Source organism: Devosia salina (assembly GCF_019504385.1).
In the GTDB taxonomy this organism is placed as follows: domain Bacteria; phylum Pseudomonadota; class Alphaproteobacteria; order Rhizobiales; family Devosiaceae; genus Devosia; species Devosia salina.
Window position 1 is genome coordinate 492,812 of record NZ_CP080590.1, and the last position, 16,473, is coordinate 509,284.

A 16,473-nucleotide genomic window follows, 5' to 3' on the forward strand; every position below is an offset into this window, starting at 1 on the left:
CGCCGCCACCATGGCCGACCTGTTAGCGGCTCAGCGTGCGGCGCACCGCGTCGTCCCAGCCCTTGACCTTGGTGTCGCGGGTCGCTTGGTCCATCACCGGCTCGAAGCGACGGTCGCGGGCCCAGCCGCGGGCAAACTCTGCCATGCCGGGCCACACCCCGGCCTTCATCCCCGCGAGCCAGGCCGCGCCCAGCGCCGTGGTCTCCAGAATGGTCGGCCGGTCCACCGGCGCATCCAGGATGTCGGCGAGGAACTGCATGGTCCAGTCCGAAGCCACCATACCGCCATCGACGCGCAACACGGTTTCGCTGCCACCACCGGTCCAGTCCTTGCGCATGGCCTGCAGCAGGTCGCGCGTCTGGTAGCACACCGCCTCGAGGGCCGCCTTGGCGATCTCGGCCGGGCCGGTATTGCGGGTGATGCCATAGATGGCGCCACGGGCTTCGGCGTCCCACCAGGGGGCGCCCAGGCCCACGAAGGCAGGCACCATATAGACATTCTGGCTGGGGTCGGCGGAACGGGCCAGTGGCCCGGTTTCGCTGGCATGGCTCACCAGTTTGAGCCCATCGCGAATCCATTGCACGGCAGCACCGGCAATAAAGATCGAGCCTTCCAAAGCGTAGGTGGTCTTGCCATCGATCCGGTAGGCAATGGTCGTGAGCAGCCGGTTCTGCGAGGGCACCATGTCGGCGCCGGTATTGAGCAGGGCGAAGCACCCGGTGCCATAGGTCGACTTGACCATGCCCGGCTCGAAACAGGCCTGGCCGATCGTGGCGGCATGCTGGTCACCGGCGACGCCGAGAATGGGGATGGCGGCGCCGAACAGGTCGGTTTCGGTCGTGCCGAAATCGTCGGCGCAGTCCTTCACCTCTGGCAGGATGGCCATGGGCACCTCCAACAGGGCACACAGCTCCTCGTCCCAGCCATTGGTACCGATATCGAACAGCAGCGTCCGCCCGGCATTGGTCGCGTCGGTGGCGTGCACCTTGCCCCCGGTCAGGCGCCAGATCAGGAAACTGTCCACGGTGCCGAACGCCAGCTCGCCCTTTTCGGCCCGCGCGCGGGCGCCCTCGACATGGTCGAGCAGCCACTTGACCTTGGTGCCGGAGAAATAGGGATCGAGCAGTAGCCCGGTTCTGGCAGTGACCGTGGCTTCATGCCCGCCCGCCTTGAGCTCTGCGCAGTAAGCCGCGGTCCGCCGGTCCTGCCAGACAATGGCATTGTGGATGGGCTGGCCGGTCGCCCGGTCCCAGATCACAACCGTCTCGCGCTGATTGGTGATGCCAATGGCCGCAATGTCGCCGGCCGTGACCTTGGCAGCGTCCATCGCCGTCTTGATTGACCAGACGACACTGTCCCAGATTTCCTCCGGATCATGCTCGACCCAGCCGTCCTGCGGAAAGTGCTGGGTAAATTCCCTGTGGCCGGTCCCGGCAATCTTGCGCTCGCCATCGAACACGATCGCCCGGCTCGACGTGGTGCCCTGGTCGATCGCCAGGATGTATTTTGTCATGATTGCCTCCCCCGGCCGTTCGGCTCTTTCTTCATCCTCCCCCGAAGTGGGGAGGGAAGCGAGATAGGACTTGGCCTGCCAAGTCGGTTTGATCGAGCAGGGTGGGGAGACGTGCTGCGCACAGCCATACGGACCCCACCTCTGTGCTGGGCATCGCTACGCGGTGACGCTTTCGCCCAGATAAGCCTCCAGCCGCGCCACATCCTCGGGCCCGACCTTGAGCCCCAGCTTGGTGCGCCGCCACAGCACATCTTGTGCCGTCCGGGCCCATTCCTGTGCAACCAGATAATCGACTTCGCGCTGATAGAGATCGGCGCCAAAATGCGTTCCCAGATCCGCCTCGGACTTCGCCTCTCCGAGCACCGAGCGCGCCCGCGTGCCATAGAGACGCATCAGGCGCCGCAACAGCCCGGCGGGCATGCCCGGATAGTCCAGTCCCAGCCGCCGCACTTCGGCGTCAAAGCTCTTGGGCCCGAAATCACCGCCCGGCAAGGTGCTCTTGGCGGTCCAGGCCGGCCCCTTCTTGCCCAGAACGTCCTCGATCTTTTCCATGACCGACTCGGCCAGCCGCCGCGATGTGGTCAGCTTGCCGCCGAACACATTGACCACCGCGCCGCTCGCTGCATCACCGTCGATCTTGAGCACATAATCCCGCGTGGCTTCCTGCGCAGCGCTGGCGCCATCGTCATAGAGCGGCCGCACGCCCGAATAGCTCCACACGATCTGATCCGGCGTGACCGGCTTGGCGAAATATTCGCTGGCCGCCTTGAGCAGGTAGTCCGTTTCTTCGGGCGTAATGGCCACATCCTTGGGATCGCCCTTGTAGTCCCGGTCGGTCGTGCCGATCAGGGTGAAGTCGTCCTCATAGGGAATGGCAAAGAAGATGCGCCCGTCGCTGTTCTGGAAGAAATAGCAGCGGTCGTGGTCGTAGAGCTTTTTCACCACGATATGGCTGCCCTGGACCAGGCGCACATTGTGGGCGCCGTTCTTGCCCATCACGCCATTGATCACCTCGTCCACCCAGGGCCCGGCGGCGTTGACCAGCATGCGGGCCTGAACCGTCTGCCGCCCCGCCTCGCCATCAAGCTCGATCGTCCAGGCGCCCTTCTCGCGGCGGGCTGAAACCACCTTGGTGCGCACATGCACGTCCGCGCCCCGGTCTGCAGCGTCGCGCGCATTGAGCACCACGAAGCGCGCATCGTTCACCCAGCAGTCGGAATATTCGAAGGCCAGCTTGTAGCCGGGCTTGAGCGGCTTGCCGGCCGCGTCGCGGGTCAGATCGAGCGTCTTGGTCGGCGGCAGGAGCCGCCGCCCGCCCATATAGTCATAGAGCGCCAGGCCGGCGCGCAGCACTGCGGCGGGGCGCAGACCCTTGTGATGCGGCAGCACAAACCGGAGCGGCCAGATGATATGGGGCGCCGCCGCCCACAGCACTTCCCGCTCCGCCAGCGCTTCATGCACCAGACGGAATTCATAGTGCTCGAGATAGCGCAGCCCGCCATGAATGAGCTTGGTCGCCGCCGAACTCGTGCCCGAGGCCAGATCGTTCATCTCGGCCAGCCCCACCGTGAAACCGCGTCCGACTGCGTCGCGTGCCACGCTGGCGCCATTGATGCCGCCGCCAATCACGAAAATGTCCAGCATAGCTTCCGTCCGCTTTCAGGTTGGTTCGTTTTTAACGCATGTGCTTTCGTTTTGGTAGCAGAAATATTTCGTATCATTCTTCCATACAAGATGGAGATTGACCTTGTTCCGCCCGGGGGATAGGGCAGGGTGTGTCTCCTTCCGGGCCCGGGTCGTCGGCCGATGCTATCCATTCTTGCTGTTATCGCGCCCATCTTCGCGCTCATCGCGCTGGGCTATGTGGCGGTGCGTCAGCACCTCTATCCGGCCGATGGGGTCAAGGCGCTCATCGCCTTCGTGAACAATTTCGCCACCCCGTGCCTTCTGTTCTATTCCATCGGCACCAGCGACTTCCGCGCCGCCTTCAATATCGGCATCATCGGCCCATATTATCTCGGCGCCTTTGTCTGTTTCGTCCTCGGCATACTCCTGGCGCGGCGCGTGTTCAGGAACCGCCCCGGCGAATCCGTGTCGGTCGGCTTTTCCGGCACCTTCACCAATACGGTGCTTGTCGGTCTGCCGCTGATGACGCGCGCCTATGGCGAGGGGGCGCTGCCGGTCACCCTCTCCATCATCGGCCTTCATGGGGCCATCCTGCTCACCCTGGGCATGGTAACCATGGAACTCACGCGCCGCGACGGGCAGCCGCTGGGACCCACCTTGGTGCTCGCCGTCCGCCGTGTCGGCTCAAATCCGCTGATCTGGGGCATTCTCGGGGGCATTGCCATGTCCCTGCTCGGCATTGAACTCATCGAGCCCGTCGCCGCCTTCTTCCGTATGATCGGGCAGGCGGTGGTGCCGGCGGCCCTGTTCGGCATTGGCGGGGCGCTCAACGAGTTCAAGCTCTCGGACAATTGGAAGCAGGCGCTGGTCGCCTCGCTCATCAAGCTCATCATCCACCCGGCCATTGCCTATGTGCTGATGATCTTTGTGTTCCATGTGCCCATGGACATCGCGCGCTATGGCATTCTGCTCTCGTCCATGCCCGCAGGCATCAACATCTATGTCTTTGCCACCTTCTATGATCGTGGCGTCAGCGTCGCCGCCAATACAATCCTGATCAGCACGGTACTCTCCGCCTTGACGATCACGGGATGGTTGTTTGTGCTGAGCCATTGATGCGTTCTGCTGCCATTTCCCTGCTGGGAAGGTCAGGCAGGGCGCAATTGAACGGCCTGAACTAGCTCGCCTTGACCGCCGCCGTCTGGCTGATCTCGCCCACCGGCACGGTGCGCAGGGGTTGCGCACTTTCCGCGTCCAGCCCCACTGCCAGGCGCACATATCGTTCGGTCGGGCAGAGCTGGTGATAGGCGTCGAACCCGATCCAGCCCAGTCTGTCGTCGAAGGCCTCTGCCCAGGCGTGCAACCCGCCCGCCTCGCCATCGCCCGCCGCTACATAGCCGGTCACATGGCGCGCCGGAATGTCGAGGGCCCGCGCCGCACCGACGAACAGATGGACATAATCGAGGGCCGCCGGTCGCTCCGCACCAGCGGACTGGCTTTGGACCTGGGCCTGTTCGCCATTTGCCTGCATCTGCGTTTGCGGCTCCGCGTCTTCGGGCAGCCCCAGCGTTTCGCCCACTCGCGCCATCAAGCCATGCAGCACGTCGAGCCGGTTGTCCTTGGCGTTGCGGAACTTGCCCCACACCGTGACCGGCGCCCTGGTCAGCGGTGTCATGCGCTTGTAGAGCGCAGGCACCGGCTCGCCCGCGGGGCGGCCCAATACGCCATTGGTGTCGCGGGTCGTCACCACGCCACGGGCGGCCAGGCTCACCTCGTCTTCGTGGCGGCTCTGGTTTACCAGGTGCACGGCATTGCCATAACCGTCGCGGAAGCGTCCGGCATTGCCGATGCCCCCAACTTCGACGCTCCAGCTCTCGACCGCCTGCGTCGGTCCGCTCGCGGGCGTGAGCAGCAGATGCAGCACCAGCGGCGACGGGCCCGGGGGCAGAGACAGGGTCAGCTTGTGCTCGATCTCTATACGCATGCGGATCAGTAGAAGTTGTAGGAGGTGGAGAGGGCGTCGGTTACCCGATTGTTGCGGGCGATGAACTCGTTGAGAAACTCGTGCAGTCCATCATTGAAGATGACGTCCATATTGGTCTCTTCCACCATGGAAAGCAGCCTGGCGGCCGCGTCGTGGCATTCCTCCCTGCGCCCATAGATCCTGGCCAGATTGTCCAGATTCTGCTGCACGTAATTGGCGCAATAGACAAGGCTGCGCGGCATTTCCGGCCTCAGGATCAGGAAGTCGGCAATGTTATGGGACTTGTAGCGGTCATGATAGACATGCCGATAGGCCCGATGCGCCGAGGCCGCGCGCAGGATCAGCGTCCATTGCTGGATGTCGAGATCGCCGCCCACCTGCGTGGCGCGCGGCAGGAGCACGTAATATTTCATGTCGAGGATGCGCGCGGTATTGTCCGCCCGCTCGACGAAATTGCCTGCCTGCAGGAAGTTGAACCCGTCATCCCTGAGGATTGTGCCGAGCAGCGCCCCGCGGAATTCGTGGCTGCGTTGCTTGACCCATTGCAGCAAGCCCAGGAGCTTGGCCCCTCGCACATCGCGCGGCTTGATCTGCGAAAATTCGAGCCAGGCCCCGTTCATGCTTTCCCACATGTCGGTGGTGATCGCCGTCCGTACAGATCGGGCATTGGTGCGTGCCGCCATCAGGCAGGAGAATACCGAGCTGGGATTGTCCGGGTCGAACATCATGTAATGGGCGACAGTATCGACATCGGCCACTTCGTGCTTGGCATCGAAGCCCTCGTCGACTTCGGCGGCCTGCATCATCGAAACCAGATGTTCGCTTGCCCCGCCCTCGCGGCGGCTGGTGAGCGACATGCGGTAGCCCACCTCGAGCAGGCGCGCCATGTTCTCGGCGCGCTCCACATAGCGTGAAAGCCAGAAGAGATTGGCAGCGGTGCGTCCGAGCATTCTCATGGGCGCACCTCACGAAGGGCGGCGCATCGGTGCCATCGCCTCCCTCCCCCTTGAGGGGAGGGATTGAGGGTGGGGGTTCGGGCCCCACCGCGCATCCGTCCGAAAGAGTGGGTGCGCTGCACCTGCAGAACCCTCACCCCAGCCCTCCCCTCAAGGGGGAGGGGGGCGGCCGGGGCTCGTGACGGGATCTTGCCAGTTGAAGCGTGTGTGGATTGCGGGGGGGTGGCAAGAAAATCCATCTTCAATCTTCCAGCACCCACGTATCTTTTGTCCCGCCGCCCTGGGACGAGTTCACCACCAGCGAACCCTTCTTCAGCGCCACGCGCGTAAGGCCTCCGGGGGTGATCCGCACCTCGTCGCCCACCAGCACATAGGGCCTGAGGTCCACATGGCGTGGCGCCACATCGCCACTGATATGCGTGGGGCATGTCGACAGGTCGAGCGTTGGCTGCACGATATAATTGTCCGGCCGCGCCTCGATCTTCTTTCGGAATTCTGCATGCATGGCCTTGGTGGCCGTCGGCCCCACCATCATGCCGTAGCCGCCCGAGCCGTGAACCTCCTTGACCACCAGGTCGGCGATGTTTTCCAGCACCCAGGCCCGCTGGTCCTCATCGGTGCAATTATAGGTGGGCACGTTCTGCAGCAGTGCCTTTTCCCCAAGATAGAACTCGATGATGTCCGGCACATAGGTATAGACCGCCTTGTCGTCGGCAATGCCGGTCCCCGGCGCGTTGACCAGGGTCACATTGCCCGCGCGATAGGCATCGAACAGCCCCGGCACGCCCAGCATGGAATCGGGCCGGAAGGTCAGGGGGTCGAGATAATCGTCGTCGATGCGCCGATAGATCACGTCCACCTGCTCGGGGCCGGTGGTGGTGCGCATATAGACCTTGCCGCCATCGACAAACAGGTCCGGGCCCTCGCAGAGCTGGGCGCCCATCTGGTCGGCCAGGAATGAATGCTCGAAATAGGCCGAATTGTAGATGCCCGGCGTCAGCACGGCGATATTTGGACTACTGCCCTTGAACCCGTCGGGCGCCACGCTTTCCAGCGTCCGTCGCAAATTCTCCGGATAGGTCTCGACCGGCGCGACCTTGGAGCGGTGGAACAGGTCCGGCGCCAGGATCATCATCGCCTCGCGGTCCTCCAGCATATAGCTGACCCCCGATGGCGTGCGCAGATTGTCTTCCAGCACATAGAAGTCGTCGGGGCCGACCCGCACGATGTCGACGCCGATGATATGGGCATAGACGCCCTTGGCGGGGTCCAGTCCCATCATCTGCGGGCAGAAAGCTTCATTGTTGAGAATGAGCTTTTCCGGCACCCGTCCGGCCTTGAGGATCTCCTGGCGGTGGTAGATGTCATAGAGGAAGGCATTGAGCGCCTTGACCCGCTGCTCGATCCCCTTGGAGAGCCGCCGCCACTCATTGGCGGCGATGATGCGGGGAATGACGTCGAAGGGAATGACCTTCTCGGTGCCTTCTTCCGATCCATAGACGGCAAAGGTGATGCCCAGCTTGCGGAAGATCGCCTCCGCATCGGTCTGCATCAGCGCCAGGGCCTTGTCCGGCTGCTCGGCCAGCCATCCGGCAAGCGCGCGGTAGGGTTCGCGGACCGACCCGTCCGGATTGTACATTTCGTCAAACGGCGTTTTCTCGCCCATTCTACTCCGCAAGCTGATACGGCGTTCCCATCGCCCTGCCATTGCTACACGTTTGAAACCTGCCGTCCAGACACCCAAGGTGCGGACATGCCGCTTTTTCGTGCAGGTCAGTCTTGCGCATCGCGTCTCGTTCGCTAAGCTTCGCCCCGGAGTTTGCTTCCCTTATTGCCTCGGCTCCTGCCCCACCCTCCCCCTTGTCTGGAGGGAAGCGAGATAGGACTTGGCGTTTGCCAAGTCCGTTGAATCGCGCAGGGTAGGGTGTCGGTGTCGCACCAGAGCGACTAGTTTCGGACCCATTTAATGACCATCGAAATCCTCCAGACCCATCCGCTCCTCGCCTCCTGCGAAGCGGCGCTCGCCGCCCGCTACACCGTGCACAAGCTGCACGAGCAGGCCGACAAGGCCGGCTGGTTGGCCGCCAACGGCGCTCGCATTCGCGCCCATGCCGGTTCCGGCGTTCAGGCCGATCTCATGGACCAGCTGCCCAATCTCGAAATCATCGCCAGCTTCGGCGTCGGCTACGACAATATCGACACCGCCGCCGCCAGGGCCCGCAATATCCGCGTCACCAACACCCCCGACGTGCTCAATGACGCCGTTGCCGAGCTGACCATTGGCCTCATGATTTCCCTGGCCCGTCGCATCCCGCAATCCGACCAGTTCGTGCGCCAGGGCAAATGGCCCGGTGCCAATTTCGGCCTCTTCTCCGAACTGACGGGCAAGACCGTCGGCATTCTGGGCCTGGGGCGCATCGGCAAGGAAATCGCCGCCCGCGCCCAGGCCATGAAGATGCGCGTCGTCTATTTCGGACGCCACCATCAGCCCTCCGTGCCCTACATCTATTATGACAATCTGGAAGACATGGCCCGCGACAGCGATTGGCTCGTCGTCATAGCGCCGGGCGGCAAGGGCACGGAGAAGATCGTGTCACGGCAGGTGCTCGAAGCCCTTGGCCCCGAAGGCCGCATCGTCAACGTCGCCCGCGGCACCCTGATCGATGAGCCCGCCATGGTCGAACTCCTCGTCAATGGCGGCCTCGGCGGCGCCGCGCTCGACGTCTTCGAGAAGGAGCCCCAGGTTCCCGCCGAACTCCTCACCCTCGACAATGTCGTCCTCTCCCCCCACCAGGGCAGCGCCACGCACCAGACCCGCGACGCCATGGGCGCACTGCTGGTGGCCAATCTCGAAAAGCACTTTGCCGGCGAGCCGCTGATCTCGGCAGTGGTGTGACCGCGCAGCGGCACCCTCCCCCTTGCGGGGAGGGAAGCGAGATAGGACTTGGCGTTTGCCAAGTCCGTAAAGTCGAGCAGGGTGGGGGAGTGACGAGCACGGCGCCCCTCACTCCAGATCGACCTGTTCCATCACCCCCGCCGCATGGATGCACACGATGTCCAGCCGATCCGGCCCGAGATTGGTGAACTTGTGCGGGGTATTGGCCGGCGCCACGGCGATGTCGCCCGGTCCCACCTCGAAACGCTCATCCCCGATCACCACCTCGGCCCGGCCGCGCCGCACCACCCAGGTTTCGGCATAGGGGTGGGTGTGCAGCACCGGCCCCTGTCCAGGTTCATTGTCCACGGCAAAGAACGAGATCGGCGTGCCATAGGCCTCGCCCTCGAAACGGATTGTCCGGCTACTTGATGGCGGCCGGTCGGCAGCGCGCAGGATATGGGCCATGTGGGTCTCCTTTTCACGGTGACGAGCAAAGGGCAGACCGTTCGACATCACGAAGTGACGATAGTGTAGATCGCATGCGGCGTGTCATCGAGACTGATGGTCTCATCCCGTCGCCATCCCCCATGCGAAAACAATGCATCGGCCGTGGCTGTCAGTGCGTACAATTGGTCATGCCCCAAGCGGCGCGCTTCTGTTCTTGCGCGTTCGAGCAGCGCCGCTCCCACGCCACGCCGCCGATAGGCCGGGTCGACAAGCAGTCCCCCGACCCAGGGCATGCGCAAATTGGGCAGCCCGCCACTGGTCGCGGTCAGGGCGCAACAGCCGGCCACCTGTCCATCGAGCACGGCCACAATGCCCAGCGGCAGGCAATCGCGCCTCAGTCGTTCGCGAAGGTCCATCCGGGCCGAGGCCCCGCCGGCCCGGTACCACCCGGGCCATTCGCGTTCCATCAGCCCGCTCAACGCGTCGACCATGTGTTCATGATCTGCCAGCAATCCGGTCGAAATCGTCATACTCTCACCACGCACGGCGGACCTGCATGCTGCCCGATTAACAGCGCGCTCGGAACCCTATAGCCTTTGCTGCGATTCAAGTCCGGGCAGTTCGGCCCAGGGGAGCAAGATAGATGACTGAGTGGTGGCGCGGCGGAGTGATCTATCAGGTCTATCCCCGCTCGTTTCAGGACAGCACCGGAGACGGCGTGGGCGATCTGCCCGGCATCATCGACCGGCTCGATCATATCGCCAGCCTCGGCGTCGACTGCATCTGGCTGTCCCCGCTCACCAAGTCCCCCCAGGCCGACATGGGTTACGACGTCTCGGACTACATGGCCGTCGATCCGCTCTTCGGCTCGCTGCAGGATTTCGATCTCCTGATCGAGCGGGCCCATGCCCTCGGTCTCAAGGTCATCATGGATCAGGTGGTCAGCCACACTTCGGACCAGCATCCCTGGTTCCGCGAATCCTGTTTCTCCCGCGATAATGCCAAGGCCGACTGGTATGTCTGGGCCGACGCGAAGCCCGACGGGTCGCCCCCGAACAACTGGCTCTCGGTTTTCGGTGGCTCGGCCTGGGAATGGCATACGGCGCGCAAGCAATATTACCTGCACAACTTTTTGACCTCGCAGCCCGACCTCAATTTCCATAATCCCGCCGTGCAGGAGGCGGTGCTTGATGTCATGCGCTTCTGGCTCGATCGCGGGTTGGACGGCTTCCGTCTCGACACGGTCAATTACTACTTCCACGACGCGAAACTGCGCTCCAATCCGCCGCTCAAATCGCTCAAGGGCCTGCCGGCGACCAACCCCTATGACATGCAGAGCCACAAATTCTCCAAGAGCCAGCCGGAGAATGTCGCGTGGCTGAAAAAGGTCCGCAAGCTCCTCGACAAATATCCTGGTGCAACCACGGTGGGCGAAGTCGGCGACGACGAACGCGGCCTCGAACTGATGCGGCAATACACCTCCGGAACGGACCTGCTGCACCAATGCTATTCCTTTGATTTCCTCGGGCCCAAGTTCACCGCGAAACACTTTCGCTCCAAGGTCGAGGCCTTCTTTGCCGATGGCGAAACCGGCTGGCCCTGCTGGAGTTTTTCCAATCATGACGTTATCCGCCATGTGACCCGCTGGGCACCGCACAGCGTCTCGCCGGCGGATCTGGCGCGGCAGGCCGCCGCCCTGGTGCTCACGCTCAAGGGTTCGGCGGGGCTCTACCAGGGGGAGGAGCTGGGCCTGCCCGAAGCCGATATCCTCTATGAGGAATTGACCGATCCGCGCGGCATCCGCTTCTGGCCCGGCGACAAGGGGCGCGATGGCTGCCGCACCCCCATGCCCTGGCAGCACGACCTGCCCCATGCCGGCTTCACCACCGGCAAGCCCTGGCTTCCGGTCAAGCCGGCGCAATCAGCCCTAAGCGTCGATGTGCAGAACGCCGATCCGGACTCCTCGCTCAATTTCTACCGCAAGTTTCTCGCCTGGCGCAAAACCCACCCGGCGCTGGTTACCGGTGACATTGCCTTCTTCAACTGCGCCGAACCGGTCCTGGCCTATCGTCGCTCTGCCGGCAACAAGGACCTCATCTGCGTCTTCAACCTCTCGCCTGAACCGCGCGTGGTAAAGCTTTCCAAGGTCGAACTGGCACTCGAACCGGTCAGCCACAATGCGGCGCTCGCGGGGTCTTCACTCGAATTGGGGCCCAATGGTTTCGCCATCCTTCCGGCCCCGGCCGGTGAGGGCAAGGTGAGCTTCAGATCGCCCTGATCTGGGTTACGGAAAAACCCGCTCGAAAGTGTCGGGGTGGAAGAACTGCATTTCCTCCCCGCCGCCGGGCTTGCGCACAAAGGCGCGGATACAGCCGCCCCACATTTCCGCGCGGGTGGCGTTCACGCCCAGCCGCTGTAGTTGCATGAGGTTGAAATCGTTCTGCTCGCTCTCGGTATAGGGCTCACCGACGGTCACTCCGAACGAGAAGCTGACGCTGGGCCTGGACACGAGGCATTCCGCCGTCGATGCCTGGGCTGCCCCGGCCAGCAGCAAAGTCAGCAAAAGGGAAGTCGCCACACGGATCATCATTTCTGCTCTCCTTCGTCCCTTTTCATGCCGTGCGATTGTGGCGGAGCTGTGCCTTGGCCTCCTGCCAGCGCACCAGCATCACCACGGCGGGAATGGCAAAACTGAGCATCAACAGGCGGATGACGTGGTGCGCGGCGATGAAGGCCGTGTCATAGCCGAGCGCAATGCCCAGTGCCCCCATGCCTTCGAGCGCTCCCGGCGACAGGCCCAGCCAGATCTGGCCGAAGGGCATGTCGACCAGTTGCGCCACGCCCAGCGCCACGAGCGTAACAATGCTGACGGTCATCGCCGTGGCGATCAGTCCGCCCTTGGCCGCCGACAGGAATTCGGTTCGCGTGATGCCCACGAAACGCGAGCCGATCAGGGCGCCCGTGAGGATGAAGGTGCCGACGACCAGCGGGATGGGCATGGCCTCGGTATAGAGCCCGCCCAGCTTGGCTGCGGTTGCCGCGGCCATGGCGCCCAGCACCATGCCCGCCGGCACCTTGAGCCGATTGAACGCCAGCCCGACAGCGACGCATCCTGCCGCCAGCAGCACCAGTTGCATTGGATCGAGGAAATCGCTCCGCACCGGCGGCGCAAAGTGGTCGATGGGCAGGAATACCGCACCGATCGGCACCGCGATGGTCAGCATCAGGATGCGGATCACCTGGATGATGACGATCTGCCGCGCATTGCCCACCCCGGTTGCGGCAATACCCATGACGAAGCTGAGATGCCCAGGAAACGAGCTGAGATAGGCCGTCCCCGGGTCGAGCTTGAAAACACGGGTGAGCATCCAGCCGGTCGAGGCAACGATGATCACCAGTTCGAGCGCCAGGGCGGCCAGCGAAATCGGCCAGCTGCCCAGCAATTGCAGGCTGTCGGGCGCCACGGTTGCGCCCATCGACATGCCGATCAGCACAAAGGCCACATTGCGCAACCCGTCCGGCATCCGGATCGGCGCACCCAGCATGGCCGCGATTGTCACCGCAAGCGCCCCGCCCATCAGCCATCCGGCCGGTAGCCCGAGCAGCATGGCCGCGCCGCCACCGGCAGCGGCGATGGCGAGGGTGAGAACGACCGGAATTATGTCGGACCGAGAGATGAACGAGGCAGGCATTATGTCCTGAGCCTTAGCCGATCCGGCGCCGGGGCAAAAGGTTGATCGGATGGATCAACATCGCAGGTGCACCTCTCCCTTTGGGGGAGAGGTCGGACGAAGGCCGGGTGAGGGGGCCTTGGCAGCGAACGAGTCTCAGCTGAGGGGCAAAGCCTTCTCCACCAGCCTGACCCAATAGCTCACCCCCACCGGAATGGCCTCGTCATTGAAATCATAGGTGTCGGTATGCAGCTCCGTCGAGTCGCCATTGCCGAGGAATATATAGGCCCCGGGCCGCTCATTGAGCATGAAGGAAAAATCCTCGCCCCCCATGGATGGGGCGGCGTCGTCATCGACCTGGGCCGCCCCAACGATGTCCCGCGCCACCGAGGCCGCGAACTCTGTCTGCTCGGGCGCATTGACCGTCACCGGATAGCCACGCGCATAGCGTACACTGGCCTCGGCGCCGAAGCTCTGGGCAAATTGCGGCACGAATTCATCGAGGCGCGCCTCGATGAAGTCCTGTACCCCGCCATCGAGCGTGCGCACCGTGCCCGTGATCTTGGCAGTGCGCGAAATGACATTGTCCGCCTCGCCCGCTTCCACCATGGTGACGCTGAGCACCGCGCTGTCCAGCGGGTCGAGATTGCGCGACACGATGGTCTGCAGTGCCGTGACCATCTGCGCGGCGACGATGATCGGGTCGATCGTCACCTGCGGCCGCGCCGCATGGCCGCCCTTGCCGACAATGTCGATATAGAACCGGTCCGTGGCCGCCATGATGCCCCCGGCGCGAATGCCGAACGTGCCCACCGGCATGCCGGGCCAATTATGCATGCCATAGACCTCGGCAATGTCGAATTTCTCGATCAGCCCGTCCTCGATCATCACCTTGCCGCCGCCGCCGCCCTCTTCGGCCGGCTGGAAGATCAGCGCCACCCGCCCGTCGAAATTGCGCGTTTCGGCCAGGTATTTCGCTGCCCCCAGCAGCATTGCGGTGTGTCCGTCATGGCCGCAGGCATGCATCTTGCCCGGCATGGTCGAGGCATGCGGCAAGCCGGTCTTTTCGGTCATGGGCAGGGCGTCCATGTCGGCGCGCAGGCCAATGGTCCTGTTGCCGGCGCCGCGCCCCTTGATGATCGCCACTACCCCCGTCCGGCCCAGCCCGGTCACCACCTCGTCGCAACCGAATTCCCTGAGCTTGTCCGCCACGATCCCGGCCGTCCGATGCACGTCGAACAGCACCTCCGGATGGGCATGAAGATCGCGGCGCCAGGCGGCAATCTCGGGTTGAAACTCGGCAATGCGGTTAAGGACAGGCATAAGAATTCCGAAGCAGACTGGGACGGGGCAATGTCACTGCCCGCGGACTTGGCGTCAACACCGCAGCGCGATCAGGCGGCATGTGGCCGCAACCGCGCCCCTGCGGTCTCTGCCGGCGGGAGCGCGCAAAGACCAGGCTGGCAGGGGGCCTCTCGCCCCCGGCTGGGCAGCGCGCGGGCACCCCTTTCCAATCTTTCGCCCGAGACCGAACCGAATTTCCCCATCCGCGCCTTGCCCGCATGGGGGCTTTTTGTCAGAAAGCCGGCAAGTTCCGGGTCTTGCCCAAAAGGTTGGCTATGAAAATCCTCGTCGCGGTCAAGCGCGTGGTCGATCACAATGTCCGCATCCGGGTGCGTCCCGATGGCTCGGGCGTCGAGACCAATGGCGTGCGCATGTCCATGAACCCGTTCTGCAAGCATGCCGTTGAGGCGGCCGTGCAACTGGCCGAAGCCGGCAAGGCCGACGAAATCGTGGTCGTGTCCATCGGGCCCAAGGCCAGCAACGATGTCATCCTCACCGCGCTTGCCATGGGTGCGCATCGTGGCATTCTGATCGAGACCGACGCGGCGCTCGAAACCCTCGCCATCGCCAAGCTCCTGGCCAAGGTCGTGGACGAAGAGCAGCCGGACCTCGTGCTGCTCGGCAAGCAGGCGGTCGATGACGACAGCAACCATGTCGGCCAGATGCTGGCGGCCCTGACCGATCGCCCGCAGGCCACTTTCGCCTCCGAAATCAAGCTCAATGGTAGCGAGCTCGAAGTGACCCGCGAAGTCGACTATGGCCGCGAAACCATCGGCCTGCCGCTGCCCGCCATCATCACCGCCGATCTTCGCCTCAACACCCCGCGCAACGCCGCCCTGCCCATGGTCATGAAGGCGCGGTCCAAGCCGCTTGCGGTGCGCCCCGCGGCCGAACTCGGCATCGACCTTGCCCCGCGCCTGGTCGTCGAAAACGTCTCGCCGCCCCCCGAGCGCGTCGCCGGCAGGACAGTTGCCTCGGTCTCGGAACTGGCTGCCATCATCGTCGCCGACGTCAACGAGATGGAGGCGATCTGATGAGCGTTCTGGTGCTCGCCGAACTCGATGGCGAGGTTCTCTCGCCGGCCACGGCGCGGATCGTGGCAGCCGCCACCCAGCTTGGTCCCGTCGACCTGCTGGTCTCTGGGCCCCAGGCTGTCGCCGAGTCCGCCTCCGGCCTTTCCGGCGTTGCCCGGGTGATCCTCGCCCCTGCGACCGCCCTGGCTGAAGGAATGGTGGACCTGCTGGCAAGTCTGGCCCCAGGCTATGACTACCTCGTGGCTTCCGCCTCCACCACCGGCAAGGATGTCATGCCGCGCCTCGCGGCCAGGCTCGACATCCAGCCGGTCACCGACATTGTCGCCATCGAGGGCCCCAACCGCTTCACCCGGCCCATCTATGCCGGCAATGCGCTCGAAACGGTCACCGACGGCCAGGCCAGGCACGTGCTGACCTTCCGCGCCTCGGCCTTCCGACCGGCGGCCGGCGGCAATGCGGCACCCATCGAAACGCGCGAAGCGACCATTGCCTCGGCCGCTCGCTTCATTGCCGCCCACCGCACCGAAAGTGATATTCCCGACCTCGCCACGGCACAGATCGTTGTCGGCGGTGGTGTCTCGGTCGGCTCGGCCGAAGGTTTTCGGCTCATCGAAGCCCTCGGCAAGTCCCTCGGCGCTGCCATCGGTGCCACCCGCGCGGCGGTCGATGCCGGCTACGCTCCGAACGACTGGCAGGTCGGCCAGACCGGCAAGATCATCGCCCCCGATCTCTACATTGCCATCGGCATTTCCGGCGCGTTGCAACACCTGGCCGGCATTCAGGGCGCCAAGAAGATCGTCGCCATCAACACCGATGCCGAAGCCCCCATCGTCAAGATCGCCGACGTCGCCCTGATTGGCGACCTGTTTGAAATCGTGCCGCAATTGACCGCCGAACTGGAAAAAGCAGGCCTGAAACGCTGACCGTGACCGACCCTCGGGCCTGACCCGGGGGTCGGCACCTGGCGCCGGGTGAAGGGCTCTCACTCTTCACTTTCAATTGCAAAAATCCCCTGCCGCC

15 protein-coding genes are annotated in these 16,473 nt (G+C 63.9%); 5 read left to right on the top strand and 10 right to left on the bottom strand.

Features of this window, described 5'->3' with window-relative positions; genetic code table 11:
* Positions 1-22: 22 nt before the first annotated feature.
* On the bottom strand, positions 23-1,513 hold the full coding sequence (gene glpK / locus K1X15_RS02420; protein WP_220305911.1) for a glycerol kinase GlpK: 1,491 nt from the start codon (positions 1,511-1,513) through the stop codon (positions 23-25).
* Positions 1,514-1,669: 156 nt separating this feature from the next.
* Complete coding sequence (gene glpD / locus K1X15_RS02425) at positions 1,670-3,157, bottom strand: glycerol-3-phosphate dehydrogenase (RefSeq protein ID WP_220305912.1); 1,488 nt, start codon at positions 3,155-3,157, stop codon at positions 1,670-1,672.
* A 162-nt stretch (positions 3,158-3,319) separates the two neighbouring features.
* Between glpD and K1X15_RS02430 the strand changes: the two genes are divergently transcribed.
* Positions 3,320-4,255, top strand: a complete 936-nt coding sequence (locus K1X15_RS02430) for an AEC family transporter (protein WP_220305913.1) — start codon at positions 3,320-3,322, stop codon at positions 4,253-4,255.
* A gap of 61 nt (positions 4,256-4,316) precedes the next feature.
* Here the strand turns inward: K1X15_RS02430 and K1X15_RS02435 are convergent, their stop codons facing one another.
* The 3 genes from K1X15_RS02435 to K1X15_RS02445 form a co-directional block, all read right to left on the bottom strand.
* Positions 4,317-5,123, bottom strand: a complete 807-nt coding sequence (locus K1X15_RS02435) for a transglutaminase family protein (protein WP_220305914.1) — start codon at positions 5,121-5,123, stop codon at positions 4,317-4,319.
* Positions 5,124-5,128: 5 nt separating this feature from the next.
* Positions 5,129-6,079 carry an alpha-E domain-containing protein gene (locus K1X15_RS02440; protein WP_240549632.1) on the bottom strand — a complete coding sequence of 317 codons (951 nt, stop codon included), beginning with the start codon at positions 6,077-6,079 and terminating at the stop codon, positions 5,129-5,131.
* A 241-nt stretch (positions 6,080-6,320) separates the two neighbouring features.
* Entirely contained in the window at positions 6,321-7,745 is a 1,425-nt protein-coding gene (locus K1X15_RS02445; protein ID WP_220305915.1) for a circularly permuted type 2 ATP-grasp protein, read from the bottom strand.
* A gap of 300 nt (positions 7,746-8,045) precedes the next feature.
* On the opposite strand from K1X15_RS02445, the gene K1X15_RS02450 reads away from it, so the two are divergent.
* Positions 8,046-8,975, top strand: coding sequence for a 2-hydroxyacid dehydrogenase (locus tag K1X15_RS02450; protein ID WP_220305916.1), 930 nt, complete (start codon positions 8,046-8,048; stop codon positions 8,973-8,975).
* A gap of 108 nt (positions 8,976-9,083) precedes the next feature.
* Here K1X15_RS02450 and K1X15_RS02455 read toward each other — a convergent pair whose 3' ends face one another.
* On the bottom strand, positions 9,084-9,422 hold the full coding sequence (locus tag K1X15_RS02455) for a cupin domain-containing protein (RefSeq protein WP_220305917.1): 339 nt from the start codon (positions 9,420-9,422) through the stop codon (positions 9,084-9,086).
* A gap of 47 nt (positions 9,423-9,469) precedes the next feature.
* Entirely contained in the window at positions 9,470-9,934 is a 465-nt protein-coding gene (locus tag K1X15_RS02460; protein ID WP_220305918.1) for a GNAT family N-acetyltransferase, read from the bottom strand.
* Between the two features lie 113 nt (positions 9,935-10,047).
* Between K1X15_RS02460 and K1X15_RS02465 the strand changes: the two genes are divergently transcribed.
* Entirely contained in the window at positions 10,048-11,682 is a 1,635-nt protein-coding gene (locus K1X15_RS02465) for an alpha-glucosidase family protein (protein WP_220305919.1), read from the top strand.
* Between the two features lie 6 nt (positions 11,683-11,688).
* On the opposite strand, the gene K1X15_RS02470 is transcribed toward K1X15_RS02465, so the two are convergent.
* The 3 genes from K1X15_RS02470 to K1X15_RS02480 all read right to left on the bottom strand — a co-directional run bounded on the left by K1X15_RS02470 (position 11,689) and on the right by K1X15_RS02480 (position 14,398).
* Positions 11,689-11,994 carry a hypothetical protein gene (locus K1X15_RS02470; protein WP_220305920.1) on the bottom strand — a complete coding sequence of 102 codons (306 nt, stop codon included), beginning with the start codon at positions 11,992-11,994 and terminating at the stop codon, positions 11,689-11,691.
* Positions 11,995-12,016: 22 nt separating this feature from the next.
* Complete coding sequence (locus K1X15_RS02475) at positions 12,017-13,096, bottom strand: AbrB family transcriptional regulator (protein ID WP_220305921.1); 1,080 nt, start codon at positions 13,094-13,096, stop codon at positions 12,017-12,019.
* 135 nt (positions 13,097-13,231) lie between these two features.
* Positions 13,232-14,398 carry a M20 aminoacylase family protein gene (locus tag K1X15_RS02480; protein WP_220305922.1) on the bottom strand — a complete coding sequence of 389 codons (1,167 nt, stop codon included), beginning with the start codon at positions 14,396-14,398 and terminating at the stop codon, positions 13,232-13,234.
* 296 nt (positions 14,399-14,694) lie between these two features.
* On the opposite strand from K1X15_RS02480, the gene K1X15_RS02485 reads away from it, so the two are divergent.
* Entirely contained in the window at positions 14,695-15,453 is a 759-nt protein-coding gene (locus K1X15_RS02485) for an electron transfer flavoprotein subunit beta/FixA family protein (RefSeq protein WP_220305923.1), read from the top strand.
* The gene (locus K1X15_RS02490; protein ID WP_220305924.1) at positions 15,453-16,376 is read left to right on the top strand and encodes an electron transfer flavoprotein subunit alpha/FixB family protein; all 924 of its coding nucleotides are present in this window, start codon (positions 15,453-15,455) and stop codon (positions 16,374-16,376) included. The genes K1X15_RS02485 and K1X15_RS02490 overlap by 1 nt, the downstream gene beginning before the upstream one ends.
* Positions 16,377-16,473 lie beyond the last annotated feature (97 nt).

Bases quoted from the DNA above. Each gene is read 5' to 3' on its own strand.
- glpK (WP_220305911.1), bottom strand. From the start codon at position 1,513: ATGACAAAATACATCCTGGCGATCGACCAGGGCACCACGTCGAGCCGG.
- glpD (WP_220305912.1), bottom strand. From the start codon at position 3,157: ATGCTGGACATTTTCGTGATTGGCGGCGGCATCAATGGCGCCAGCGTG.
- K1X15_RS02430 (WP_220305913.1), top strand. From the start codon at position 3,320: ATGCTATCCATTCTTGCTGTTATCGCGCCCATCTTCGCGCTCATCGCG.
- K1X15_RS02435 (WP_220305914.1), bottom strand. From the start codon at position 5,123: ATGCGTATAGAGATCGAGCACAAGCTGACCCTGTCTCTGCCCCCGGGC.
- K1X15_RS02440 (WP_240549632.1), bottom strand. From the start codon at position 6,079: ATGAGAATGCTCGGACGCACCGCTGCCAATCTCTTCTGGCTTTCACGC.
- K1X15_RS02445 (WP_220305915.1), bottom strand. From the start codon at position 7,745: ATGGGCGAGAAAACGCCGTTTGACGAAATGTACAATCCGGACGGGTCG.
- K1X15_RS02450 (WP_220305916.1), top strand. From the start codon at position 8,046: ATGACCATCGAAATCCTCCAGACCCATCCGCTCCTCGCCTCCTGCGAA.
- K1X15_RS02455 (WP_220305917.1), bottom strand. From the start codon at position 9,422: ATGGCCCATATCCTGCGCGCTGCCGACCGGCCGCCATCAAGTAGCCGG.
- K1X15_RS02460 (WP_220305918.1), bottom strand. From the start codon at position 9,934: ATGACGATTTCGACCGGATTGCTGGCAGATCATGAACACATGGTCGAC.
- K1X15_RS02465 (WP_220305919.1), top strand. From the start codon at position 10,048: ATGACTGAGTGGTGGCGCGGCGGAGTGATCTATCAGGTCTATCCCCGC.
- K1X15_RS02470 (WP_220305920.1), bottom strand. From the start codon at position 11,994: ATGATGATCCGTGTGGCGACTTCCCTTTTGCTGACTTTGCTGCTGGCC.
- K1X15_RS02475 (WP_220305921.1), bottom strand. From the start codon at position 13,096: ATGCCTGCCTCGTTCATCTCTCGGTCCGACATAATTCCGGTCGTTCTC.
- K1X15_RS02480 (WP_220305922.1), bottom strand. From the start codon at position 14,398: ATGCCTGTCCTTAACCGCATTGCCGAGTTTCAACCCGAGATTGCCGCC.
- K1X15_RS02485 (WP_220305923.1), top strand. From the start codon at position 14,695: ATGAAAATCCTCGTCGCGGTCAAGCGCGTGGTCGATCACAATGTCCGC.
- K1X15_RS02490 (WP_220305924.1), top strand. From the start codon at position 15,453: ATGAGCGTTCTGGTGCTCGCCGAACTCGATGGCGAGGTTCTCTCGCCG.